This is a genomic window from Bradyrhizobium sp. JYMT SZCCT0428 (assembly GCF_018131075.1).
Taxonomy (GTDB): Bacteria; Pseudomonadota; Alphaproteobacteria; order Rhizobiales; family Xanthobacteraceae; genus Bradyrhizobium.
Window position 1 is genome coordinate 105,872 of record NZ_JAFCLS010000023.1, and the last position, 24,216, is coordinate 130,087.

Sequence of the window (24,216 nt, forward strand, 5' to 3'; positions counted from 1 at the left end):
TGCAGCCCGGCGAGCCTGCGGCCAGGAACGGGTTGGGGAGTCAAGCTCAGCGCAGCTGGCGCCGAGCGGAGCGAGCTGTGCCCTTGAGGCCAAGGGCAGAACCCTCCGTTCTTGCGCGAGAGATCGTGACCGTGCGGCCGAGCCGGCGCGCCGACTGGAACTCATGTTATGCGACTGGTGTTGGGTATCGACCAGACCATCGAGGAAGACGACAATGGCAAAACGGGCAACTTCCAGGAAAGCGGCGAAGAAGCGTGCCGCCAAACGCGAACTGATCGCCCCGCGCGGGGACAAGCGCTACATCCGGCGCGACGCTGCGGGGCGGATCAAGGAAAGCGATGATGTGAACCGCTCGCTGTCGCAGGACCGCCGCCGGAAGGCGAAGAAGGCCGCCAAGTCCGGCCAGGGCGACCGCGGAGACGGGAAGTCCGTGTCGAAAACTACGGCTCGAAAGAAGACGCGTGCAAAACGCTAGTCAAACTCTCGATCTTTTCGGCGACGACGCTCTTCCTGAGGGTTTCATATATCAGTCTGATTTCATGAGCCGCGAGGAAGAGCAATCTCTTTTAAGGCATATTGTGCCTCTTCCGTTTCGCGAGTTCGAGTTTCAAGGCTTCACCGGAAAGCGCCGGGTCTTTTCGTTCGGCTGGCGCTACGACTTCAACGGTGGCGGCCTATCAAAGGCCGAGGACATGCCGGAGTTTCTATCCGGCATCCGCGCGCGGGCGGAAGACTTCGCGGAAATCCCGCGCGGTACCCTCCATCAGGTCCTAATCACCGAATATACACCCGGCGCTGCGATCGGCTGGCACAAGGACCGCTCGGTGTTCGGGGACGTGGTCGGCATTTCGCTTCTGTCCGCCTGCACCTTCCGGCTGCGCCTAAAGACGGGCCATCGCTGGCAGCGCCGCAAGCTCACGGTAGAGCCGCGCTCTGTCTATCTCCTGCGCGGGCCTGCACGATCCGAGTGGGAGCACAGCCTCCCCGGCGTCGAAAGCCTGCGCTATTCAATTACCTTCCGAAATGTTCTCGAAGGGGCCTCGCCCGAAGGTTTGCGGGCATGAGCCGGACTTCCACGTTACCGAAGCGGCTCCAGCCGATGCTCGCCACCCTGACCGATGGTCCGTTCGACGATGCCCGTTGGATATTCGAGGACAAGTATGACGGCTTCCGAATGGTGGCTAACATCGCAGGCGGTAGGGTCACTCTCTACAGCCGCAACGGCAAGATCATTAGCCACCGCTACACAGAAGTTGCGAAGGCGCTCGAAGGCGTGAAAGGCGACGCCGTGATTGACGGGGAACTCGTCGCTCTGGACGAAAACGGCGTGTCGCACTTCCAGCTGATGCAGAATGCGCTCCGTCACGAGGCGAATCTCCAGTATTGCGCATTCGACCTGATGTTTCACGATCAGGAAGACCTGCGCAGGCTTACGCTGCTCGAACGCAAGAAGCGCCTCAAGGAAATCCTGCCGCGCCACAAACGCATCGCCTTCAGCCGTCACCGCAAGACGAACGGTACAAAATTCTTCGAGAAAGCGGAGCGCCAGGGCCTTGAGGGCATCATGGCCAAGCGCGCGGACAGCAAATATCTGTCGGGCGCCCGCACGGACAACTGGCTGAAGATCAAGACGTCAAAGCGCCAGGAAGTCGTCATTGCGGGGTTCACCGCGCCCAGGCGAACGCGTCCCTTCTTTGGAGCGCTTGCCCTCGGACTGCGCGAAAAGAACGGTTGGCGCTACATCGGTCATGTCGGAACAGGCTTCGGCCACAAGACGCTTGAGGAGCTGCACGGTAAGCTCATCAAGCTGAAGACTGCGAAGTCTCCGTTTGCCGGCAAGGTCAAGGATGAGGCCGTCACGACCTGGGTCAAGCCTTCGCTGGTGGCGGAGGTGAAGTTCACCGAATGGACGACAAAAGGTGAAATGCGCCATCCCGTATATCTCGGGCTCAGAGCTGATAAGCGGGCTGAAGACGTAACCCACGAGCGCGAGAAGCCGGGACACAACAAGAGGGCCGGCAAGCGGTGACGTGCTCCCAGTCATCGAACAGTAAGGAACTCCGACCTGCAAATCCTTCGGACGGCTTCGTAAGGACGATAACGGAAGCCTAAACGAGCTCGCGCGCTCCCGTCTCCACGAACACCGTCATCGTATTGAAACGGCGGGGCCGTCCGATATGCCGCCCGGCGTCGCGTGAGCCGATTTCGACGAGCAAGGCTGAGGCGTCCAAGCTGATCGACGAGATGCCCCAGAAGGCGAACGTATGAATACAGGTAAACCAGTCTTGACGGACCAACAGCGTGACGAACCAAACGGCTGTGCCACGAGGCAGACGTACGGACAAGTCGGGCGAGTTGCTCACGCCTGAAGGCTCGCAGCGCATCATCGACGATTTGAAGAAACAATTGGCCGAACGAAAACCGCTGGAATTCCAGCGGTTCTCTTGTCTCGGTTATCGAGTGGTCGTGGGGGCAGCCGGGGCCGCGGGTGACGGAGCAGTGGTCGGGGCCATCGGTGCCGACGGGCGCGTGGTGTTCGAACCGATCGTAGTTCCGGGTGCTGAGTTGTCAGCCGTTCGGTTGTTGTTCCAAGGTGCCCACATAAACAGAACGGCGAGGACGGCGAGTCCAGCAATGAGGGCGATCATTCCGCGGCCCATTCCGGCCCGGCGGTTCTCACCACCGGTCAAGCGGTCGCGATTTAAATTATTGTCTGTCATTTCACTTCTCCACAACTGCCCCCGGTCCAACCGATGCGATACACAATGGTTCCTCAGGTTAGAATGAGACTGGCAGCTCTTCCCTTACGTGAGGCGTATTCGCGGTTGCAATCCCGTACGCACATCCTTCCAGAGCGAATTTCACTACGTACCCGCGATTGCCGACTGCAAATATGAACAAACTCATCATTGGCTTTGCCGATAAGTCGGTAGAGCTCCGCAAAGCTCGGCTTCCTTTTGATAGACGATGGGCAGGAGCAACCTTTAAACCACCCGCCCGTTGCCCCGCATGACAGACACTACACAAGACAAGCGAGCGTCGAGCTCTTCCCCCGAAGCCCGTCACAAGGCCGATACAGGCAAGCCGATAGAGACCACCGAGCAGCTGAGGATCGCAATCGACCAAGGCAACGGAAAGGTCGATGCGACTGACCCCGCTGCCGCTCCGCTTGGAACCGACGACGAAGCGGGCGGAACTCCTAACAGCTATGCGCAGGTACGCTTGGCCGCTGCGCACGAGATCCGGCCCCATAAGAAACGACAACGGACTTCCGGTCTTGGGGCCGCATGGTGGGTCATCGGGGGAAGCGCATTCATGGCAGTGTCAATCGTCGCTTCCGCTCTTTGGATAATACCGTGATTGTGCAAAGGAGAAAGCAATGACTGATTACGTAGACAAGCGCGGCGGAGCCTACGACCCAGTAACCCCGGCCGGAAACCCGCAGCCGCAGCAGGTGAAAGACAAGCAGACACCAAGCCAGAAGGACCAATGGGGTGCGGACGTTCGGCCCGAACCCCTACCTGGTCCTGACCAAGGAAATTACCCGCTGCCTGAAGGCTTGCGGAAAGAGCGCATGGGTCCACTCAACAAAGATACGGGCCGGCGCCCGAAGCAGACTTAGTTCGGAAGGCCTCCAGAGCGCCGCACGATTTCTGCTTAGCTCTCGGGAGAACGTTGGGCCGTTAATGCTGCTTGGGGCAATTGGGGCTGACAGAGCTCATGAAATCCGAATTGCCACTTTTCCCGATGCAAATCGCCCTCATTGTGGGTGACACCGGAGAGCAAATGACCCCCGCGAGCGAAAAGACATGCCTTGGCTTATGGCGGCGTTTGCCGTGGTTATCCTGGTCATCGTCGGCGGGGCGTTTTTCCGCTGGCACTAAACAGTCGCGTGTCTTGAATCTGCGGGTTGCCTATTCGGAGTGCCAAAGAGAGCGGCCCCAGCGCAGGGGAGACTGAGGCCGTCGTTCCAGCACGCCACGGCGGTGAGCATTCGGTCGTATTAGCAAATTCATCGTTCCTAGATATCGGGCTTGTTTCGAGCTCGAGTGGCCTAGTGCGAAAATTGCCGTTTTGCCTTTCATCCCAAGTGGGGGCGCTTCTTTCCATTCTAGAGGTAAGTGAACTGCACGAGCGCCGACCGGCTCCTTGCACCATCATAGCCGGTCGGGCCACATGATGTGGTATACCGTATGTTCGCCGCCTCATACGTCGCCCGGGAAGCCGGCGACTCGCCGCTCGTTCCCTAAAAGCGGCTGTTTTTCAATGAGAGCGGCTATTCGACCATACTCGGTTTCTCATCAGCGCGATTGAGAGCCGTGGACCGTAAAGGCACATGAGGAACGCTTCCACCGCTCCATGCGTTGGATTCCGGGGGCTATGGAGAGCCTCACGGACAAGAAGATTCTGGTCCTCGGCCTTTTGGTCGCATTTTGCTTCGCCCTAGCTGCAATAACCCGAGCAATAGTCAGCGCAGACACGGCCCAGAACAAATCCGTCGAAGGAGTGCCGCAGGCTGCAGTGCGGGATGGTTTAGACGTTCGGCTCATCTCGCAACGAACATCAGACATGAGGTCAGAGCGTTGAATTTGGCTCGAGATTGCTTCGGGCCACCGCGAATTGGAATGCCCGGACGAAATGCCAATTTAATCGTCGGACGTGGCTACTGCACTTTGCTTTTGCGAGACCGCAATAGCCAAAGGCGATTGTCGACAGCCTTCACCGTTCGCTTCAATCATTGGCGATTGAAACGGAAGTCCGGCCGGCATCCCGCAATTCCAGCAGCCGCCGGTCTTCTTCATCGCTCCATGGTCCTTTCTTGACCATCAGCCGGCCTTGCGCTTCGCGGTTGCACGCATTTTCTTGGACGGCTTTTCGGCCGGGGCGGAACCCTTGCCACCCTTGATGCTCGCCTTCAGCGCATCCATCAGGCTGAAAACGTTGCTGGGGGCGGCTCGCTTCGCGGCGACTATCGGCTGGCCCTTCTGCTTTTTCTCGAGCAATTCCTGCAGCGCCGCCTCGTAACGATCCTCGAATTTTTCCGGATCAAAATGGCCGGCCTTGGACTCGACGATGTGCCTGGCGAGATCCAGCATGTCCTTCGTGATCTTGACGTCCTGGATCTCGTCGAAGTACTCGGCGGCGTCGCGCACCTCGTAGGGGTAGCGCAGCAGCATGCCCATTAGGCCCTTGTCGCGGGCTTCCAGCGCGATGACGTGCTCGCGGCTGGTGAGAACCACCCGGGCGATCGCCACCTGGTCCATCGAGCGAATGGTCTCGCGGATCACAGCGTAGGCGTCATGCCCGACCTTGCCATCCGGCACGATGTAATAGGGGCGTACCAGGTAAAGATCATCGATCTCGCCGCGAGGGACGAACTCGTCGATCTCGATGGTGCGGGTCGAGTCCAGCGCGATGTTTTCCAACTCGTCCTTTGTGACTTCCAGACAGCGGTCCTTGTCGATCTGGTAGCCCTTGATGATGTCTTCGGACGTAACCTCTTCGCCGGTTTCAGCATCGACCTTCAGATACCGAATTCGATTGCCGGTTTTCTTGTTGATCTGATTGAAGCTGATCTTCTCGGATTCCGAGGTAGCGGGAAACAATGCGATCGGGCAGGTCACGAGCGACAGCCGCAAAAAGCCCTTCCAATTCGCGCGCGGGGCCATGAACTCAAACTCCACCTATACTGAATAAGATCAATATAGGCGGGGGATGGGAATGTGGGAGTCCCGGCTTAGCAGTCCGGGCAGGTGTCGCCGATGGACTGCATGACAGCCTCTGATGCTGCAAGGCACGCTTCCGGCGTGGCTCCGGGAAACGGGTTCCGCCAGGCTTCCTCGCGTGCCCGGTTCCAGGCATCCGGGTCCGAGCGGTCTTTCCGATGACCATGATGGTCGCACTCGGTCACGGCCTGCTGTTCGATTAGCACGCCAAGCGCCCAGCCTTCGAGCGTGCGGTAAGCTGGCCGTCCGGTCGGCGGAGAAGTGTTGCGCTGCGGGTTGCTCATGTTCATTCCTCGAATCAAACGATGAGCAGCAATATAACACCCGGCACCTACGGTCTGAATCAGGGCTGCTTATGCCTATTGTCCACCGATAGGCGAACGCATCGAGGCCGCGTCACGCAATGTGCAAAAGTGAACTTAGCAGATGACTATAATTTAATTGTTGGAGTCCTCTCGCGTATCTCGGGGGTGGACAGAGGTGCGCCGCCGCAGCCGGCCGGCGGTCCCATCTTCGCCTACCCCAGGGTGGGGCTATTGGCAGCTGGCGGTATCGCCTTAAAATGAAAGGCCCGCCAGAGGCGGGCCTTAGTTTTTATAGATTTCGATAAAGATCTCGTTCTCGACGTATCTCGTCAGCCCCATAGGGCTGCGCTGCGGGATCGAACGACTGCCACCCGCTCTTCTGCCAAGCGGCAGTTCGGTTTCGAAGATTGACAGCCGACTCGTTCAGAAGGCCATCGAGCCGAGCGTGGTCGGCGTCCGCAACCCTGGCGGAAACGAGCGTGCCGCCTCGTCGAACACCTTCAGCGTAGGCATGGGCGTCTTCGTCGGAGATGCCGGCTTCGGTCAGTGCGCCCACAATGCCGCCAGTAGCCGCGCCGGCCGCAGCACCGACGGCCGTTGAAGCGAGCCATCCCGCGGCAACAACCGGTCCGAGGCCTGGAATAGCCAGCAGTCCTAGACCTGCGAGCAGGCCCGCTGCTCCTCCCAACCCAGCACCGATGCTGGCGCCCTTGCCGGCACTTTCGGCGCGGTCGTCCACGCCATCGGCGTCACGGTCCTTCTTGTCTCCGCTAAACCAGTTGTCGGAGTTGTTTGCTACGATGCTGATGTCGGAATGCGCCACCCCAGCGGACTCGAGGCGGGCCACGGCCCGCTCAGCATCAGCGTAGCTGTCATACAGGCGAGAAATTGTGACGGTCATCTCGATGTTCCTTCTACTTGATGGGGTTCACATTGCCTTGGAAATCGAGGCTGACGTCGGTGGAAGCGCCGCCTTTGTCGGCCTTACCGCGCCAGACACCGTTATCGTCTTTCTTGAGGTCGCTGACATTGCCGTAACCGGCTTCTTCAATTTTTGATTTTGCCTGGCCCTCGGTAAAGCTATTCCGGCCGGCAACAGGCGCGGCGGAGTTGTTCTGTCCCGCACTGTTGACGGCATTGTTGTTCGGACCCGATTGGGCCGGCGGATTTTGCGCAAACGCTGGGGCCGCGGCCATCAGGATGCAGAAGGCGAGTGTCGAACGTTTCATTGGTGGTTTCCTCTTTCAATGTCCCACTGATGTAACCATGACCAACGCGCCAAGTTCCATAAGCCCTGGTCGTGCGCTAAACCAACGAGACTGACGGCCCTCCAGGCGGGGCCATTGATGTGCCGGACGGCTCAAAGCAAGGACGGCCAATCAGGCGATCGGACTTCCGCTTGATGGTGTTCTCCATGGGAGCGCGAGCTGCCATCATAGCCAAGCGGCGTGAGGGCCTCGGCCGGTTTTTTGACCTCCCTGAGAGTCAAATGTCCAAACGAAGCCTGTGAGGTTGGCTGCCTGGACTACCCTGGTCCTCCTTGACAAGAACCCCACGACAGCTGGCGTGAACTTCGCGTCGGTGCGGGACACGCGTTTGCAAAGCCAGCCGCACGAGCGAATCGTCGGGACTTCGCATAACGGTCGTGAAGCGCTCAAGCCCGCGACCCGAGTAGGTATTTGTGATCTTCGAGCGCCTACCAGCAACCATCAAGCGCTAACGCGCCAAGCATGGCTGGGCGTTTCAATTGGAACCTTCCAATAGGATTTCCATTGAATGGCTATACGCGGCGCACTCCCGTGCCGGGTTGGCTCGCTCATTGGTAGATAGAGGTGTTGGTCCCAGCTGGCTCGGCGTTTTCAAACTTCTTGATCGGCGCACTTGTAGTCGCCGCCCTCTATTTCACGCGTGAAATCCTCGTCCCGATCGCACTCGCCGTCCTCCTTAGTTTCGTGTTGTCGCCCCTCGTGAGGGCATTCCAGCGCATGAAAGTGCCGCGGTCGATAGCGGTGCTCAGTGCGGTCAGCCTGGCGCTGGCCATTGCCCTCAGTCTTGCGGCGATGGTGATGATCGAGGTCAACCAGCTCGCGAGCGACCTGCCGCGCTATCAGTCCACGCTGGGCGAAAAAATCCATAATTTGCGGGACAGGATTGGCAGCGTTGGCGTACTCAAGAACGCCTCCAGCCTGTTGAAGAACCTGGACAGGGAGCTCAAGTCGCCCGGAAGTGGCGATGCCGAAACGGCGAAGCCATCGTTGTCGGACGGCCCGGCAAGAACGCCTATCCCGGTCGAAGTCCATCAGCCAGACCCGGGCGCGTCGGAGGCACTGATCGCCATGCTGCGACCACTCGCAGCTCCCTTCACCACCACCGGAATCGTGGTGATCTTCCTCATCTTCTTCCTTTTTCAGCGCGAGGATCTGCGCGACCGGTTCATCCGGTTGCTCGGCAGCGAGGATTTGGAGCGCACCACGGCGGCGCTCGATGACGCAGGGCAACGGTTAGGCAGGCTGTTCCTGACCCAACTCATTCTGAATGCGACTTTCGGAGTCGTGATCGGATTGGGCCTCGCCATCATCGGCGTCCCGAGCTCGCCGCTATGGGGACTGCTGGCTATGATCCTTCGGTTCGTGCCCTACATCGGCGCGATCCTCGCTGCAGGCTTGCCAATTGCTTTGGCCGCAGCGGTCGGGAGCGACTGGACCATGACCTTGTGGACGGTCGCCTTGTTCGCAGTGGTGGAGCCGCTGACTGGCCATGTTGTCGAACCGCTGGTCTGTGGGCGAAGTGCTGGCCTGTCCCCGGTCGCCGTGGTCGTGGCCGCGTCGTTCTGGACCTGGCTCTGGGGCCCCTTGGGGCTTTTGCTCTCCACGCCACTCACGCTGTGTCTGGTCGTCTTTGCCAGGCACGTCGACCGTCTCCAGTTTATCGACGTCATGCTGGGAGACCAGCCGGCGTTGACGCCGCAGCAAACCGCATACCAGCGCATGCTGACGGGCGATCCGATTGACGCGATCGAACAGGCGCGGTCGTTCCTGAAGAACGGGTCCGCTTTGGCCTATTACGAAGAAATCCTGCTGGGCGCCCTGCGATTGGCTGAGGCCGATGCCGCCCAAGGCCGGCTTGACGACGTCAGGCTCGAGATATCCACGAGACGGTTGCCGAAATCATCGAAGATATCGCCTCGCACGAGACCGCTGAGGGGAGGGCGGGTGCGCCCGCCAAAGAGGGCAAGATTGTCAACATCGACGCTCGCAAGCTGGGCAAGCCGGTTTTCTGCCTGCCCGGGCTGGGTCGGCTCGACGATTGCGCCGCGCTGATTGTCGCAGACGCGCTGAAACGTGAGGGGGTCAACGCCCGTGTTTCCGGCGCCGATAGCGAGATTGACGCCGGCAACGCCGAAACGATCTGCGTCTGTTTTCTGGAGGACGTCTCGGAGGCGAGGTCGTCGTTTACGGTCCGCAAGTTCTCCCGGCGGGCAGCTTCGGCCAGGATCATCGTCTGCCGATTGGGAAATCAGCTCGTAGCGGACAAGGAGCAGCGCAGTGATGATGTAGCGCCGCAGTCGCTCGCGACTACCATCGCCGCTGTAGCCAAAAGTACCAGCGTCAAAACGCGTCGGGAACAATAGCTATGTCCCCGAGTTCGGCACAGGAAGGAGTCAAGGTATGCAACAGACAGCCGATCAATCGCTCCGAGAGCTACAGCGCGAGACCGAACAGACGCGCGAAGGTCTGACCCAAACGGTAGACCAGCTCAAAGCGAGCGTAACCGATACCGCGAGCGAAATTCGCCAGCGCATCAGTCCCGAAAACATAAAGGCGGAAGTCACGAGCTACGTCCGCTCCAAAGGCGAAAGCATGGTGGAGGACATAACGGCGGCCGCGCATCGCAACCCGATGCAGGCGGTGGCCGTGGGTGCAAGCCTCGCCTATCCGCTCTTCAGGCTCGCAAGAGCAATTCCGTTGCCCGTGCTGATGGTCGGCGCGGGAATATTTTTCGCCGGCACAAAGAGCGGACAATCGATCACCCAGAAAGCCTCCGACATGGCCTCCGATCTATCGGACGAACTCGGCCGGCGCAGCCAAGATATGGCGGCACAGGTTGGAGAGGCGGTCAGTTCGGCGACGGGCGCGGTTTCGGATGCCACCGGGCGCGCTGGCGAGGTGCTGTCCGCGGGCGCGGACCAGGTTCGCCGTACCGCAGCGTCCTCGACGGCGGAGCTCAGTCTGGCAGACCGGCTAAAGGACTCGGCCGCCGCGGCAGGTGACGCGATCAACACGCGTGTCTCCGATATCAAAGACATTGCGTCTGACCTGGCTGGTTCCGCGATGGATTCGTCGCGTGACATGGCCGCTGACGCAGCCGCCGCCACGCGCAGCGCCGCGTCTTCCGCGACGAATGCGGGGCTGGAAATGGCCCGGGACGTTCGGGACAAGGCTTCGGAATATTCAAATCGCGCCGGAAAGACCCTGGTGGACACCATCCAGCAGAATCCGCTTCTGGTCGCAGGCGTCGGTCTGCTGGTTGGAGGTCTGATTGCGAGTGCACTTCCCAAGAGTGAGTTGGAGGAGGATCTCGTGGGCGATGCAGCCACGGCTGCCAGAAGGCGGGCGAGCGAAGCAGCTTCCAAAGGCTTCGACGCTGCCAAGGGCGTAGCCGGCGAAATTCTTGAAAACGTGGCGCGGCAGGCCGGCGCCGAAGGCCTAACCCCGGACAAGCTGGACGAGTCGGCCCGCGAGATCGGGCAACGCGTCAGGCGCGTGGCGGAAACCGCTGTCACGACGGCGTTCGATCCGGACAAGACGTCCCAATCACACAACGGCGGAGGAAACTGACATGGCTGACCTCATTGGAACTGCACATCAAGGCACGGCGTCTTCCGGCCAGGACTCCGCAAGAGCCAAATTTGACGACGCCGTCGCATCGACCAAAAGTTTGAGCGAGCAGGTCATGTCGGCGGGCCGAGACCTCACCGACAAGGCAAAGGATATTGCTGAAAGTTCGACCGACGCCATCAAGGGCCAGGCCTCCGATCTCGTCGATGCGGCCAAGGATGTTGCATCTCAGGCTACTGACAAGCTCAAGGACGCGGTCAACAGTCAAAAAACCTCCGGCGCGGAATACGTCGGCAACCTGGCAGAAACAATGCGGCGCGCGGCACGGGAGTTCGATCGCGATCTCCCGCTCGCCGGCAGCTACATCCGGAAGGCGGCCTCCCAGATCGAGGGGGTCTCCAATCACATCCGCAACGGCAACCTGAACGACGTGGTCCGGAACGCGCAATCCTTTGCGCGCCGCCAACCCACTGCCTTCCTTGGGTTGGCGGTCCTGGCCGGTTTTGGAGCCGTTCGGTTCCTCAAGAGCTCCAGCGACGATGCCTCGAATTCGGCGGCCGTCAGAACGGGCAGCCGTTCATCCGTAGCAGACAAGGGATACCGCGATGACTTCTCGAACTGATCGCTCGATCCCGGAACTGTTCAGCGACGCGGTCGGTCAGCTTGCTAAGCTGATCGGAAATGAATTTGCGCTGGCTCGCGCCGAACTGTCCGAAAAGGCCGCGCAGGCCGGCAGGGCCGCCGCCATGATCGGGGCCGGGGCAGTCATCATGATTCCCGCGCTTGTCCTGCTGTTGTTTGCCGCAGCGGCCGCCCTGATACAAGGCGGCTTTTCGGAGCCCATCGCATATCTCATCGCCGGTGGCGGCGCAGCGCTCGCATCGATCGCCCTGATCGTGGTGGGCATCAACCGCCTCTCGGGCGATGCACTTGCGCCCAAGGTGATGATTGAAGAAGTCGAACGGGACAAAGCGGCAGCGAGGGAGATGGTTCGATGACCGACATGGCCGGAAAAGGCTCTGATTTCGTCAAGGATCTAGGGGATGCCGCTCGTCGCAATCCTGTTTCCGCGGCACTCATCGGCATGGGGGTCGTCTGGCTTTTCGCAGGCAAGGCTGGGGTTCGGCCGAGCGAGGTCTTTGAAAGAACTGGCCTGGATCGCCTGCCGGAGGCGGCAAGGAACACGATGAGCGCCACACAAGACCGCGTGGCATCTGCTGCCGATGCACTCCGTGAGACCGGCAGCGACGGTGTTGAAACCGCGACCCGCATGGCCTCGGAATACGCAAAGGCCCTGCCGGATTCTGCCGATGTTCTTCGCAATGTGCGAGGCAATCTGACTGATCTGTTCAAGGCACAGCCCCTGGCATTGGGCGCCATCGGATTGGCCATCGGCGCCGGCGTCGCCGCGGCCCTGCCGAACACCGACATCGAAAAATCATACCTTGGCGAAACCAGCGAGACCCTGAAAAGCAGGGCTGCCGAAATCGCTGGCCAGCAGATCGAGAAGGTGGCGACGGTTGCGGCGAGCGTCGTCGAAACCGCGGCAGACGAAGCGCGCAGGCAGGGCCTCACGATCGATGGCGCAAGGGCGGCGATGGACGCCCTTTCAGGCAAGGTCAGCCGCGCATGGTCGATGCGGCGGGAACGAGCGCGTCGCAAAGCGCAACATGAACCGCAAGTGCGATCGGTAGCGAAACGAGGAGAGAAAATTGAACGGTTTGATTTATCTGGTTGGATTGGTCGTCGTCATCCTGGCCGTATTGTCGTTCTTCGGGCTGCGCTGGCATGGTAAAACAGATTGAAGACGGCGCTGCTCCCATTAAGGTTCCCTCCAGGTATTTGAACTGGTCGCCCGCGTCGGATGAGAACCCCCAACCTCTCCCCCGAAGCCGTATTGATTGCATGTTCAAAATGCGAAGCGTGGCCGATGGCGTTGAACATCGTGAAGCCGTCCTGGTGGTCTCGGCCGATGATTCAATTTACCTGTCCGAGATGCCATTTGACCACCGAGGCAGAATGGCGCGGATACGCGAGACCGGGCTCCGACTAATCCTGGCGCCGGCCATTCTCGTATCGAGCGGCGGCCAAGGCACGACGACGAGGCACTCGAGAGCAAAGCCATGTCCGAGGTGTGGAAGATTCTTAAGGCTGCTGTTCGAGGTTACATCGGCAATGAAGCCTTGAGTCGAGGCGCAGCAATTTCGTTTTACGCTGTCACGTCCCTGACTCCTGTCCTCCTGATCGTCGTGGCGGTTGCCGGCGTTGCTTTCGGAAACGATCTGGTGCGGGATAGCCTGATCCGGGAAATGGGCGGCGTCCTTGGGCAGGAAAGCGGCGAACTCGTCAAATCGATGCTCGCCAAGTCGAGCGATCCGAAAACCGGCACGTCCGCGACGATCTTCGGAATCGTCATGCTGTTGGTCACGGCTTCAGGCGTCTTCGGAGAAATGCAATCCGCTTTGAACGCCACTTGGAAGGCGAAAGCGCCCGACGAGCCGTTCTTCTCGCTGATCAGGAGCCGGGCCACGAGTCTGGGTCTTGTCGGCGCCCTCGGCTTCCTGTTGATGGTTTCGCTTGCCGCCAGCACCGGCCTCTCGGGACTTGCCGACTATCTGGGCAGCAGGAACGTGCTGGCTCCGTTGATCTTATCCGTTATCAACACGCTGGTATCGGTTGCGCTGTTCACGACGCTGTTCGCCGCCATATACAAGGTCTTGCCCGACACCCCTATTGCTTGGCGGGACGTGCGCACCGGCGCGTTTCTGACTGCCCTGATGTTCACGGCGGGAAAAAGTCTAATCGGCTGGTATCTTGGAACGACAGCGACGAGTTCGGGCAACGGTGCGGCAGGCGCCCTTATCGTAATTCTGCTCTGGACCTATTACTCTGCGCAAATATTCCTGTTTGGATCAGAGGTGACCAAAGCGATCGCCGACGCGCGCTCGGATAGCGAAAGCCGCGACGCTTCCGAAAGCCGGCTGAGGCCGGCGGGAACGTCCAGGCCACACATTCGTTAGTTCTAAATGCACTGGGCGTTGGGACGAGCAGGTCGGAATAAACTGCAAGCTATTCGACCAGTACAGGCGGGAGAACATTTGAGCAAACGATGGCCATCCAAGCTTTGGGTTGTCCGGCACGGTGAAAGCGCGGGCAACGTCGCTCGCGACGCCGCTCATGCTGCGGGCCGTCCCGACATCGATATTTCCGCCAGGGATGTCGACGTTCCGCTCAGCGCTCTTGGTCATCGACAATCGAGGGCGCTAGGCCGATGGTTCGCGGCGTTGCCGCCGGATACAAAACCGGAGATCGTGCTAAGTTCACCCTATCTTCGTGCGCAAGCAACAGCAGAGGAAATCGGCAAGGCCTCAGGCTTCGCCCAGGGGTTTTCGAGCCTGGTTATCGATGAGCGGCTGCGTGAAAAGGAATTTGGAATTCTGGATCGGCTAACCAGACTGGGAATTGAACAGCGTCATCCCGAACTGGCCGCTTCAAGGCAGTTGGTAGGAAAGTTCTATTACCGCCCACCAGCGGGAGAAAGCTGGTGTGATGTGATTTTGCGACTTCGCAGCGTGCTGGATACGATCAGCTTGCATTATGGTGGCAAAGCCGTCCTGATCGTGGCGCATCAGGTGGTCGTGCTGTGCATGCGTTATCTACTCGAAAACATGGACGAGAAAGAGATCCTGGCGATCGACGCGGAGGGCGACGTCGCCAATTGTGCGGTGACCGAATACGTTTTTGATGAAGAGAAGGACGGCGGATCCCTCGTACTGACGAAGTACAATTTCGTGGCGCCGCTCGAACGCGAGGGGGCGCCGGTTACGTCCTCGCCCGACGCGAATGTCGCCGCACGATGAGCGTCACCGAGATTACCCGGGAATTCTTGCGGGCTCATCCCTTGCCAAAACCCGAAAAGGAGGGCGATAAGCAGGCGAGAGGCCGTGTGCTTGTCATTGCCGGCAGCGTGGAAATTCCCGGTGCAGCATTGCTTGCCGGGCTTGGATCGGTCAGGGCTGGCGCAGGAATCCTGCAGATCGCCACTTGCCGTTCGCATGCCGGCCATTTGGGTATGGCCATGCCGGAGGCGCTGGTAATCGGATGTAGGGAAACAAATGCGGGCGGCATCGATCCGGCGAGCGCGGAGCGTTTGATCGAACTCGGTGCAGACTGCGATGCTGTGTTGATCGGCCCAGGCATGACGGACTCAGCTGCGGTCGCGCACCTCACCCGGACCATATTGCAAAATCTGGATCGTCCGAGTTTGGTGCTTGATGCTTTAGCATTCTCAACGCTCCATTGCGATAAAATGCCGCAAGGCCGTGTCGGCAAAATCGTCGTGACACCGCATTCGGGCGAGATGGCGAAATTTCTCAATGCCAGTCGTGCAGATGTAGAGAAAGACCCTTTGAACGCGGCGCGCCGAGCTGCGGCTGCGTTGCCCGCAGTTGTAGCGATGAAAGGTGCCGATACCCACGTCGTTGCCGAAAATGGCGAGGCTTGGCTTTCGCGAAATGGCTGTATCGGTCTGGCCACGTCTGGATCGGGAGACACCCTGGCAGGTATTCTTGTCGGACTGCTTGCCCGAGGTACGGAGGCCGGCCTGGCAACGGCGTGGGCGGTTTACATGCATGGTCAGGCTGGCCGAAATCTGACGAAGAAATACGGCGCGTTCGGGTTGCTGTCGCGCGAAATACCTGGCGAGATTCCTGCGATCATGCACCAACTCACCGAATGATAATACGGGCGGCGATCATGAGGGTCGGCAACGGGGGCGGGCAGAGACTCTTGCAGAAACGGTACCTTGACCGCGCAACGTGACTTGCGTGCTTTTTCCGTAGCGCGCTTGCCGATCGCGGCGCGGATCAATTCCGTTACGTAAGATCTCCAACGGACGCCCTGCGATGGGTGAGTTGCAGCAGCAGCTCGGAGGTCGGCCGCTTGCCGGCCGTGGGGCATCGCTCACACGGCGAGATCATTGGATGGTGGTGGCGACGTGAGACAGCTCCCTACAATAAATGATGCTGTCGCCGCAGGAACAATCCGACCTGCGCCCACTTGACTTCAAACCCGCCCGTTAATCGTGAGGATTCTCGATTTATGGCCGACCTAACAGAAGACAAAATACGGAGGCGGGCCTTTGAGTTGTGGAAAGAGGCTGGCGAGCCCAGCGGCATGATGGAAACGTTCTGGTATCGAGCTGAGAGAGAGTTGCTGCAGCAGCGAAGCGACGAGTCGGCCGAAAATCGGGACTCGCGCTAACCCGCTCTGGCAGGTGGGCATCCAAGGCTCGCAGTCACAGGCCTCGTCAACTGATGCGTTATCGCGAAGAGGCATGGCTTCCTTGGCAGGGAGCATTTTTTGTGAAGCATCGCACCGTTGAGTATGACGTTAGAGAAATCCAGCCCGGGCATTGGCGGTGGGGTATATGTCCCGGCACAGGTGATCCAGGGCACGGACGAATATCGTACCCGCGAACGGGCGGTTGAAGCCTGTCAGGCTGAAATCAATAACGGTATTGAGCGGGCGCGACTGCGGACCGCCCGAGGGGAGTGAACCCACTTTCAAAAACAGGCCAGTAACGGAAACAGCGCCCCCAAGCCGAATAATGCTTGGTGGCGCTGCTCCTGAGCTGGAAATTGCAATGCCCCAGCTTAGTGATTACGTCTGCGGCGGCATAAGGTTTCTAAATACGTGAGTTAATTTCGGGAACAAGTGGCAATGGTTAGCGTGAGGGCGCATGTTGGGGGTGAGACTGCCTCACCCAAATGAGCGAGTAGAACTCGCCATGCAGATCTTAGAGTGCCGTCAAAACCTCCGCCGAGTTGGCCGGGACGAGGAACAAGCCAGGCTCCTCCGCGAGGAGATAGCTCGGCTTGAGCAAAAGCTCCGCGAGATCGACGAGTAAGGCCGATCAGTTAGTTGGGCTGGCTTCTTTCCATCAAGCGGAATGGCTGGGGTTCCTTTACGATTTTAGGAGTGATCCCTTTTTAATCATTCTTCGTCTGTCCGGAACCGGACATACACTGGCCCGTTAGCGTGTATCACCGCGCAACCCTTGGCCCACATCGGTGATGAGAACGCCGGTCGCGCTCCCGCCTTCCTCTGGAATGGAAAGGAGCGCGCCATGAGTACACGGCGACGTTTCAAACACCTTCTATCCCTTAATGAACGACTTGAGCAGGAAGCCGCGCGCTTGCGCGCTCAGGCTGAACAACTGCCCTATGGGCCGGAGCGCGATAAACTCATGCGCAAGGCCCGGCATTTGGAAACTGCAACGCATGTCGATGAGTGGCTTTCATCGCCCGGCCTGCAGGCTCCGCTTTGAGCAAGAAGCCGCCACCGATCCTGGTCCATGTGGAAAGCCCAACAGCGTTTTCTGGCAAGGGAAGCATTATCATCCTTGAGCTAATGGATGAGGCTGCTGCTCTAAAGGTCGCGCGCAAAATTGCTGACGAAACCGGCCGCCGCGTGACGGTGCGGAATGCCGATAGGGCATTGATAGCGACCATTTCCGCCGCGAAAATCCAATAGGCTCCTATTGGAACGATGCATCAGCCACTGCATTTCAGTTCAATGCCACGCTATTATTTTGATTTGCGAGAAGGCGATCAAATCGCTCCAGATGAAGAGGGGCTGGAATTCGACAGCCTGGATCAGGTCCAAGTTGAAGCCGCCCGCTCTCTTGCGGAACTGGCCCGGGACGCCATCCGACGCACTCCCCACAGCTTAAGCTATCAGAAGTCCGTCGAAGTTCGCGACGACAACGGGCCGGTAATGGAAGCTCGGTTCACGTACAAACTTGAGAAGAAGTAAGGCGCCGCCTCCTCTGAGTGGCGAAGACTCAGCACTGCATGAGTGGCCTGTTTTGAATCTGCGATGGCCTAATCGGCAGAAAAAAACGGCCTCAGCGCCGCCGCGCTAGAGCCGCCAACCCGGTTGGGTTTTCGCCCGGTAGGGGCTTTAGGGGGCAGGAATCCGGGAGGGCTGAATCGACTCTTGGCGAGTGGGGAGGTTCAAAAACAATGGCCCCAGCGCCTATCGGGGGACGTGCGCTGGGGCCTTGGGGATATTGTCGATGTTTGCGACTCGACAGCCAGACAACGTCATCCCAAGCGCCGTTCCAATCACAGTGGCCTATTTGATATAGCGAGTGGCCTAATTCGGCCAGTAACCCGCCCCAGCATCGGCGGGGCTTTTTTCGTTCGCACTACTTTGCGTCGCTATCGTCTTTGCGTCGCTATCGTCGTCGTGCTGGGAACGTTTTCTGATTAGCCTAGCCAGCCTTGTACCACCCGCAGCCAAGCGGCTCGTTCCACCTCGCTAGGCGCTCTGCTTCTCTTTGAGGCTCAGCCGCTTTTGCTCTGTATTCGTCGTCGCGCGTCATCGGGTGACAATGCGGGTCGCGCTGGATTTGTTTCAAAGTCCCGGGCGGCCTTGCTCGTCATGATAAAACCGGGCCAGCATTTGGTGCCCTGCCATAGCTCGACGTCACGACCGTCGAGTAACTGCTTGGCATGTTCCTTGGCTGTATTTTCTCATTAGGTCAACGCGGTGCTGGATATGCCCGTCCCGGCCGATCAAGTAAGCGCGATACTCTTGCATCTGGCGTCCCCAGGATTGCGAATCTGTCCGGCATCCCGACATAGCTTAAACTACTGCGACTTTTAGGCCATGGTGCTTAAGGCTCAAGCCGCGTTGCGGGCGGGTTACGGGGTCAGGTAACTCGCGATTAATGACCTCCTTTTGGGTCGCTGACTGCAAGGAAGCCGGGCTAGCTCAAAATTTCACGTTAGTCACCCTGCCGAGCTCACCTCGTGCCCATCGCCTAGTCGTTGGAGATGCCGCCTTTTCCGGGGCCCACGTTCGCCTGGGAAGCCTCCCCCGGTCGCTTATAGCGCTTCGCAGCCTCTTTCCAGCGACGCTCGGCCTCCATCAGAAGGCGTTTGTCGAGGGGATGGATGTGCTTGAAACGAAGTCCTTCCGGCAGGGCGCGCTCCCCCGTCCTAGTCGCGATGGCGAAGGATATTTTCCAGAACAGATTTGTCTGTCCGCCCACCCGAATTGCCGGCGCTCCTCGGCCGAACGTAGTAACCCCTGAAAGGTCAAAAGGAAATCGTTATTGGTTCCATTGCCGGCGATCTCGCCCCGCTATCAGCCGCCAGACGGCGGCAACGCTTGACAGCGCAAGGCGCAAAGCGAGGACGAGTAACGTAATTTGCAGCCAGATCACGCCACCGATTTCCCGGACGACAAACTCCATTCGCGGCCCCCAGGGTGGCGGCACCGCGTCGCCGACGGCCTCGATGCCGCGTTGCATCAGTCGCTGCGCGCCCGTCAAGAGCTCGGGTTTTTGATAGAAAGCAGCGACGATCAGGACCCATGCCAGGATCACCGTGAAGGTCCGGAACGAGAGGACCTTGAACTGATACCCGAGCCCGGGGCGGCCGCTGTCGTCAAAGCGTGGCATTGCATATAGCCCCTCTTAATAAAATTTGGCCGCCAGTCGGGCCAACGTCATCTAACGGCGGCAGGTTCCGGGACGGTAGCCGTGTGAAGTGGACGAGGCTGAGTTCTCGCGGACCACGTCGCCCGCTCATCGGCCGGAGGAACTCCCGGAAATCCGGGGCCTTTTTCTTGCAGGAACGAATTGGCCTGCACCCGCTTTATTTTCTGGTTCTGTAGCGTGGAGTTATTATGCGTAGGGTGAGTTGGACGCCTTCAATCGTGCCGAATGGCAACGATCAGACGGTCTATTTGGTAGCAGACGATTTCGGAAAAAACGGCAGCGCTTGGCGCGAAACTGATTGCGAGACCGCCGACCTCGAGACGGTAATTCAGAACTTGCTGAGCGGTGAGTATCGCAATCCGATCCGCGTCGTCGCCTTCAATACCGCGGAGCGATGGTCCGAAGACGTCTCCGAGGACGTCGCGCACGAACTCCGCCGCCGCTGCGATCAGCAGATGCGTGACATTCCTCTACCTTTGCAAGATTTCACTGATCGATACGAGGGCCGGTACCGCGACGTGCAGCTGCCGCTGCCCATGCGCCTGGTGTGACCGGGTGGCCTTCCAGCGCAAGAAGCTCGCGGCGATCGGCGTCAAGGCGCCGAACCCGGGCTTCATTGAGCCGGCGCTGGCGACCTCGATCGAGAAGGTGCCATCCGGACAACGCTGGGTTCACGAAATCAAATTCGATAGCTATCGTGTTCAACTGCATATCGCCAATGAGGCTGCAAAGGTTTTCACCCGCAATGGACACGACTGGACCAACCGCTTCAGCAAGATTGCGCATGATGCTTTCCTGATCAGCGCCTCCTCGGCGATCATCGACGGCGAGGTCGTCGTACCGGCCGCGAACGGAGCGACCGATTTCTCCTTCCTGCAAAAACGAGCTTGACGATTGCCGACGGCAGATTAGGTGAACGGAGAAGTCCCTTTGAGCGGATCAAACTGGGTGCTCGAGCTGCACGTCGACCAACGCTCACCCAATTCTCTGATCATGAGACGCGAATTCAGCGGCCTGCCAGCACTGCGGATTGCAATCATGAAAAATCGGGAAAGACGCTTTGTCATTACCCCGCCGGCTTCAATGACCGCGGGCGATAGAACTGCGCTGTTGAATATGAGGGCTGACGGTTTCAACATTGAAATTAAGTAAGAAGGTCAGCGTGGAAAATAGGAAGAGACCTTGGACCGCGTAAGACGATCACAGGCTGCTCGAATTGCGAGCATCCGGCCGCTCGGCCATTTCGATTGCCGTTGCCCTCAAGCGCCGTGCCGGCGCCGTTACTAGCCGGCTCAGTATACTCCGGCAACGCGAAAAAGAGGCTTTCCTACGCGAGCTGAAACCGATGGTCACCTTCGACCCTTCGCAACCCGCGATCCTTCATGATCGCTTCACCGACAAAATCGAAACTTGGACCGGTGAGGATGCCGCCGATTACCGCGAAAATGCGATCGTGGACGCGGACGGGTCCGTAGAGTGGCGCGGCTTTGTCTTTGACGGATGGGGAAGCGTGCTTGGCGGATAAGGCCGTGGCGTTCTGTTCGTTTTTAGACAGACCACTACTCCGGCGCTCTGAGCCCGGGAGATGAAAGCCATTCGTTGACGTGGGAGGCGGTCTCGGCTTGCCGGGCTCTGCGGAGAAGTTCGTCGCGTTCGGCGCGATGAGACAATTTTGCCTGTGCTCGGAGCTGTTCTACCTCCTGCTTTAGCCGTTCCGAAAAAGTCATTCGCTGCATCGCAATGCTCCAATGGTGTCGGCATAAAAGTGCCCCTACAATGGTGCGTCTGCGCCACGGTCTCTGTACACTTTTGAACCCGTACGTCCATTTTTTGATCTTGAAGGTTCGCGAGTGAAATCCGGTTTGTGTACAATTTTAGTGTTACTGTCGTCGCGCGCTTGGTAGCGGTCGGCGACTTTCCAGTTCGCGCCGCTGTTTCGGCGAAAGAGCTCAACTTGATCCCTTACGACTTCCCGCCGCCGGCTTTGCCGGGCGCGCGCCGTGCCGGCGAGGCCTAGCCCGAGGGCCGCACCAGCGTCAGGCTCGGGCTCTCAGCGGCAACGCAGACCCGGTTGCGACCCCCTTCCTTCGCGACGTAGAGCGCCCCGTCGGCAGCCGTCATGATCGATGCGGCGCTCGTTCTTGCATCGCATCGTGCCCCCGCAACTCCGATGCTGACAGTCACGCGGCCATAGCTGCTTCCAGCGTGCGCGAGCCCTAGATCGGCGATCGCCTGGCACAGAGCTTCCGCGACTTGCTCGGCGTTGTCCACTCCGGTTTCGGGAAGCAGCACCGCGAATTCCTCACCACCGTAGCGAGCCACAAGGTCGCCGGGGCGCTTTAAATTGGACGCGAACACACCCGCAACCTGGCGAATGCAGTCGTCGCCGGCGCTGTGACCGTAGGTGTCGTTGAAGGACTTGAACTTGTCGATGTCGACGAACAGGAGCGAGAGACGGGACTTCGAACGCTGGCATCGCTTGAACTCGCGCTCGAGCATATCGTCGAACTTTCGCCGGTTCGCGATGCCGGTAAGGGTGTCGGTTTCGGAAAGTTCCTTGAGCCGCTCGTTGGCGCCCATTAACTGTTCTTCGGCGGCTTTGCGTCTTGAGATATCCCTGATGACGGCGACGATCTCCGGGGACGGTTCCTGCGGATCGGCGACGTAGTTCATCTGGGCTTCCACCCAGACGTAGGTCCCGTCCTTGCGGCGCGTGAGGTACTCGCAGGCAGCCGTCGGATTATCAGGTCCCAGTCCCTCGAGGACTGCCTTGACGATCTCACGATGAGACGGGTGAATGTGACCATAGGCCGAATGAGGGATGATCTCCGCGGCCGACCAGCCGAGCAGCTTCTCGATCGAAGGGGAGATGTACAGGCGCTTCCCCTGCATGTCGACGCGGGTGACGACGTCCTCGACATTCTCGGCGAGCAGCCGGTATCCGCGCTCGCGTTCGCGCAGCTCCCTGGCCATGACAGACCGTCTCCGAAGCTGCCGCGCGAGAACCGCGCCGAGCACGATGAGGAGCATGGAAATTGCGCCGGCGAGCAAGAGATCAAAGCTGCGTTCCGCGCGCCATGCGCTCAGGATCGCGTCTTCGGCCACCGCCACACTGATGACGATCGGAAAATCCGGCAGCACTTCGTAGGCGAACTGCTTTTTCTGCCCGTCAAAGGGCGACACGACGGAATAAAGCGCGCTGGCGGAGTTCTCCATACGGCCGGAGAATAGAAGAGTTCCGGCCATGTCTTTGCCAGTTTCACTTTCGTCCCGATGGATAAGCACCTTGCCGTTTGTCTTCATCAGCATGATCGAGCGGGCCTGGTCGGCCTCGAAGCCGCTATAGAAGGTTCGGAGGTGTTGAAGATCCACGGCGGCGAACACGACGCCGGCGAAGGCTCCGTCGGAATGCGAAAGGCGCTGCGTCATCAGCAGGGTCGGCCTGCCCGTGACGCGGGAAATGAGCGGCTCGCTGATCCGTGCACCGCCGTCCTGGGGGTGCGACCGGTGATATTTGAAGTAGTCGCGACCCGCATTGTTCACCGTCGGCACGGTTTCAAAGGACGAGTAGATCCAGCTGCCGCTGTCTGAGAGAACACCAAGCTCGCGCACCTGAGGGATGTTCTTCACGTATTGCGCCAACAAGTCATTGATCTCCGCCGAGGCGCGCGCCGACCTGTCGGAGTGCTCGACGTACTGTCGGGCGCCGAACAGCGCCAGCGCGACGGCGCCAAAGGTCTTCGAGGCGTGCTGCGCCAAGGAATGGGTCAGCCCCAGCGTTTCGGACCCCGCCTTGGCAAACGCTGCCGTCCGCGCCTGGACCGACTTCCAGGCGATCAGGCTCCAGATGCTCGCCAGGGTGATGCAAAGTAGCACCGCGATGACGGTTAATGGCGACTTAACAATCTTGGGCACGACATGACTAGTCCCTGTTCGCCAGACAGACTAAAGGCCCAGTGTCAACTTCAAGTTTTCACTTTTTCATTAGAGCCAAGTTCCACGTCGCACCGTTAATTTCCCTTATCCAGCGACGTCCCCGCGACGCGGTCCAGATCGGGACCTAGCTTGCGGCTGCGTGTAAGGTCGCGCTCAACGGTTCGAAGCGGCTTGCCGCTTTTGGCGGCCGTGTCTCTTGCGAAGCTATCCTTATAACCGCCATTTGGCGGTCATTCGGCCGACGACCCGACCGGGCTGTCTCCGGGTGCACCGCCTCGTAGGCTGCTTTTCGTTTCGCTACCAGCTTCGCGCGTTGCGCGGCGGTCAGATCGCGGCGGATCGAGTTATCGTCGATCTCGGTGAGCGCGCGCCGGGTTTACCCGCGCAGCGCCTTCAACCAGGAACGCCCCGGCGGAAAAACGAAGTCGTTTACCACCTTAAGGCCGATGTCCGTCAGGTCCCCAAGGGAGGTTTGGCCGTTATTGGCCGCCACGACGATTTCGTCGGCGATATGCGTTCTAACTGCGGGATTGTCGCGTTCCGGCGGTAGTTTCCGGCAAACATAGTCAAGCGCCGCCGCCATGTTGGCGACAGTTGTTTGGTCTAAATGAGCCGTCGATGTCATCGTGCGGTACCATCGCCAAAGTGAATAACTCACAAAGTTTTAGGGTTGTTCTCGCCTAGAAGCGGCCCGCGCCTCGGGGGGTGCGTCGACCTTTCTTGCTTGTTCCTGCTCCTCCGCGTACTCTTGTCGGATGAGACGCAGGATCTCTGCCATTGAAGGTTTGCGGTCCGCGGGTTCGGTCATCCGACCAGACTAACGCTCGATGGTAAAGGAACGGTCAAACGAGCGGCAGCGGCAAGTATTACACGCTGATGCAAAAGGCTTCGCTGTCCCTCTT

27 protein-coding genes and 1 pseudogene are annotated in these 24,216 nt (G+C 59.4%); 20 read left to right on the forward strand and 8 right to left on the reverse strand.

The features are described 5' to 3' along the window. The first annotated feature begins 214 nt into the window (after window positions 1-214). From JQ575_RS23595 to ligD, 3 genes are read left to right on the forward strand one after another with little or no spacing between them, the layout of a single operon-like run. On the forward strand, window positions 215-475 hold the full coding sequence (locus JQ575_RS23595) for a hypothetical protein (RefSeq protein ID WP_212035536.1): 261 nt from the start codon (window positions 215-217) through the stop codon (window positions 473-475). Beyond that, window positions 462-1,064 carry an alpha-ketoglutarate-dependent dioxygenase AlkB gene (locus tag JQ575_RS23600; RefSeq protein ID WP_212035537.1) on the forward strand — a complete coding sequence of 201 codons (603 nt, stop codon included), beginning with the start codon at window positions 462-464 and terminating at the stop codon, window positions 1,062-1,064. Before JQ575_RS23595 ends, JQ575_RS23600 begins: the two co-directional genes overlap by 14 nt. Further along, window positions 1,061-2,029 carry a non-homologous end-joining DNA ligase gene (ligD, locus tag JQ575_RS23605; RefSeq protein ID WP_212035538.1) on the forward strand — a complete coding sequence of 323 codons (969 nt, stop codon included), beginning with the start codon at window positions 1,061-1,063 and terminating at the stop codon, window positions 2,027-2,029. The genes JQ575_RS23600 and ligD overlap by 4 nt, the downstream gene beginning before the upstream one ends. Window positions 2,030-2,108: 79 nt before the next feature. Here the strand turns inward: ligD and JQ575_RS23610 are convergent, their stop codons facing one another. Then, the gene (locus JQ575_RS23610) at window positions 2,109-2,363 is read right to left on the reverse strand and encodes a hypothetical protein (RefSeq protein WP_212035539.1); all 255 of its coding nucleotides are present in this window, start codon (window positions 2,361-2,363) and stop codon (window positions 2,109-2,111) included. Window positions 2,364-3,379: 1,016 nt separating this feature from the next. Between JQ575_RS23610 and JQ575_RS23615 the strand changes: the two genes are divergently transcribed. Beyond that, on the forward strand, window positions 3,380-3,622 hold the full coding sequence (locus tag JQ575_RS23615; RefSeq protein WP_212035540.1) for a hypothetical protein: 243 nt from the start codon (window positions 3,380-3,382) through the stop codon (window positions 3,620-3,622). Between the two features lie 1,204 nt (window positions 3,623-4,826). On the opposite strand, the gene JQ575_RS23620 is transcribed toward JQ575_RS23615, so the two are convergent. The 4 genes from JQ575_RS23620 to JQ575_RS23635 all read right to left on the reverse strand — a co-directional run bounded on the left by JQ575_RS23620 (window position 4,827) and on the right by JQ575_RS23635 (window position 7,260). Then, complete coding sequence (locus JQ575_RS23620) at window positions 4,827-5,669, reverse strand: Ku protein (RefSeq protein ID WP_212035541.1); 843 nt, start codon at window positions 5,667-5,669, stop codon at window positions 4,827-4,829. 68 nt (window positions 5,670-5,737) lie between these two features. Further along, window positions 5,738-6,010 (reverse strand): hypothetical protein, encoded by a 273-nt coding sequence (locus tag JQ575_RS23625; RefSeq protein WP_212035542.1) that lies wholly within the window; start codon window positions 6,008-6,010, stop codon window positions 5,738-5,740. A 310-nt stretch (window positions 6,011-6,320) separates the two neighbouring features. After that, on the reverse strand, window positions 6,321-6,932 hold the full coding sequence (locus JQ575_RS23630; RefSeq protein WP_212035543.1) for a hypothetical protein: 612 nt from the start codon (window positions 6,930-6,932) through the stop codon (window positions 6,321-6,323). Window positions 6,933-6,945: 13 nt separating this feature from the next. Beyond that, window positions 6,946-7,260 carry a PepSY domain-containing protein gene (locus tag JQ575_RS23635; protein WP_212035544.1) on the reverse strand — a complete coding sequence of 105 codons (315 nt, stop codon included), beginning with the start codon at window positions 7,258-7,260 and terminating at the stop codon, window positions 6,946-6,948. Between the two features lie 603 nt (window positions 7,261-7,863). Here JQ575_RS23635 and JQ575_RS23640 point away from each other — a divergent pair. The 12 genes from JQ575_RS23640 (at window position 7,864) to JQ575_RS23695 (ending at window position 17,685) form a co-directional block, all read left to right on the forward strand. Continuing rightward, complete coding sequence (locus JQ575_RS23640) at window positions 7,864-9,351, forward strand: AI-2E family transporter (protein WP_212035545.1); 1,488 nt, start codon at window positions 7,864-7,866, stop codon at window positions 9,349-9,351. Window positions 9,352-9,699: 348 nt separating this feature from the next. After that, complete coding sequence (locus tag JQ575_RS23645) at window positions 9,700-10,869, forward strand: hypothetical protein (protein WP_212035546.1); 1,170 nt, start codon at window positions 9,700-9,702, stop codon at window positions 10,867-10,869. Window positions 10,870-10,969: 100 nt separating this feature from the next. Next, the gene (locus tag JQ575_RS23650; RefSeq protein ID WP_212035547.1) at window positions 10,970-11,491 is read left to right on the forward strand and encodes a YtxH domain-containing protein; all 522 of its coding nucleotides are present in this window, start codon (window positions 10,970-10,972) and stop codon (window positions 11,489-11,491) included. Further along, window positions 11,475-11,867 carry a phage holin family protein gene (locus JQ575_RS23655; protein WP_212035548.1) on the forward strand — a complete coding sequence of 131 codons (393 nt, stop codon included), beginning with the start codon at window positions 11,475-11,477 and terminating at the stop codon, window positions 11,865-11,867. The genes JQ575_RS23650 and JQ575_RS23655 overlap by 17 nt, the downstream gene beginning before the upstream one ends. Then, on the forward strand, window positions 11,864-12,664 hold the full coding sequence (locus JQ575_RS23660) for a hypothetical protein (protein ID WP_212035549.1): 801 nt from the start codon (window positions 11,864-11,866) through the stop codon (window positions 12,662-12,664). Before JQ575_RS23655 ends, JQ575_RS23660 begins: the two co-directional genes overlap by 4 nt. Before the next feature lie 328 nt (window positions 12,665-12,992). After that, a complete protein-coding gene (locus JQ575_RS23665) occupies window positions 12,993-13,889 on the forward strand; it encodes a YihY/virulence factor BrkB family protein (RefSeq protein ID WP_212035550.1) in 897 nt (298 codons plus the stop codon). A 78-nt stretch (window positions 13,890-13,967) separates the two neighbouring features. Continuing rightward, complete coding sequence (locus tag JQ575_RS23670; protein ID WP_212035551.1) at window positions 13,968-14,729, forward strand: histidine phosphatase family protein; 762 nt, start codon at window positions 13,968-13,970, stop codon at window positions 14,727-14,729. Continuing rightward, complete coding sequence (locus JQ575_RS23675; RefSeq protein WP_212035552.1) at window positions 14,726-15,607, forward strand: NAD(P)H-hydrate dehydratase; 882 nt, start codon at window positions 14,726-14,728, stop codon at window positions 15,605-15,607. Before JQ575_RS23670 ends, JQ575_RS23675 begins: the two co-directional genes overlap by 4 nt. Before the next feature lie 362 nt (window positions 15,608-15,969). After that, the gene (locus tag JQ575_RS23680) at window positions 15,970-16,131 is read left to right on the forward strand and encodes a DUF2934 domain-containing protein (protein WP_212035553.1); all 162 of its coding nucleotides are present in this window, start codon (window positions 15,970-15,972) and stop codon (window positions 16,129-16,131) included. An 865-nt stretch (window positions 16,132-16,996) separates the two neighbouring features. Then, window positions 16,997-17,197, forward strand: coding sequence for a hypothetical protein (locus JQ575_RS23685; RefSeq protein ID WP_212035554.1), 201 nt, complete (start codon window positions 16,997-16,999; stop codon window positions 17,195-17,197). Continuing rightward, the gene (locus JQ575_RS23690; protein ID WP_212035577.1) at window positions 17,194-17,403 is read left to right on the forward strand and encodes a hypothetical protein; all 210 of its coding nucleotides are present in this window, start codon (window positions 17,194-17,196) and stop codon (window positions 17,401-17,403) included. Before JQ575_RS23685 ends, JQ575_RS23690 begins: the two co-directional genes overlap by 4 nt. Before the next feature lie 42 nt (window positions 17,404-17,445). Then, a complete protein-coding gene (locus tag JQ575_RS23695) occupies window positions 17,446-17,685 on the forward strand; it encodes a DUF6894 family protein (protein WP_212035555.1) in 240 nt (79 codons plus the stop codon). A 1,303-nt stretch (window positions 17,686-18,988) separates the two neighbouring features. Here the strand turns inward: JQ575_RS23695 and JQ575_RS23700 are convergent. Then, window positions 18,989-19,339 (reverse strand): hypothetical protein, encoded by a 351-nt coding sequence (locus tag JQ575_RS23700; RefSeq protein ID WP_212035556.1) that lies wholly within the window; start codon window positions 19,337-19,339, stop codon window positions 18,989-18,991. Between the two features lie 257 nt (window positions 19,340-19,596). On the opposite strand from JQ575_RS23700, the gene JQ575_RS23705 reads away from it, so the two are divergent. The 4 genes and pseudogenes from JQ575_RS23705 to JQ575_RS23720 all read left to right on the forward strand — a co-directional run bounded on the left by JQ575_RS23705 (window position 19,597) and on the right by JQ575_RS23720 (window position 20,903). Further along, window positions 19,597-19,929: a hypothetical protein gene (locus JQ575_RS23705; protein WP_312016006.1), complete on the forward strand. Its 333-nt coding sequence runs from the start codon at window positions 19,597-19,599 to the stop codon at window positions 19,927-19,929. A gap of 4 nt (window positions 19,930-19,933) precedes the next feature. Then, window positions 19,934-20,257, forward strand: a pseudogene (locus JQ575_RS23710) (DNA ligase); the annotation flags it as partial. Window positions 20,258-20,308: 51 nt separating this feature from the next. Beyond that, the gene (locus JQ575_RS23715; protein ID WP_212035559.1) at window positions 20,309-20,530 is read left to right on the forward strand and encodes a hypothetical protein; all 222 of its coding nucleotides are present in this window, start codon (window positions 20,309-20,311) and stop codon (window positions 20,528-20,530) included. Window positions 20,531-20,723: 193 nt separating this feature from the next. Beyond that, window positions 20,724-20,903: a hypothetical protein gene (locus JQ575_RS23720; RefSeq protein ID WP_212035560.1), complete on the forward strand. Its 180-nt coding sequence runs from the start codon at window positions 20,724-20,726 to the stop codon at window positions 20,901-20,903. Between the two features lie 488 nt (window positions 20,904-21,391). On the opposite strand, the gene JQ575_RS46135 is transcribed toward JQ575_RS23720, so the two are convergent. Both JQ575_RS46135 and JQ575_RS23730 read right to left on the reverse strand, forming a co-directional pair. Continuing rightward, window positions 21,392-23,293 carry a diguanylate cyclase gene (locus JQ575_RS46135; protein WP_212035561.1) on the reverse strand — a complete coding sequence of 634 codons (1,902 nt, stop codon included), beginning with the start codon at window positions 23,291-23,293 and terminating at the stop codon, window positions 21,392-21,394. Window positions 23,294-23,690: 397 nt separating this feature from the next. Continuing rightward, window positions 23,691-23,939, reverse strand: a complete 249-nt coding sequence (locus JQ575_RS23730; protein ID WP_212035562.1) for a hypothetical protein — start codon at window positions 23,937-23,939, stop codon at window positions 23,691-23,693. Window positions 23,940-24,216: the final 277 nt, after the last annotated feature.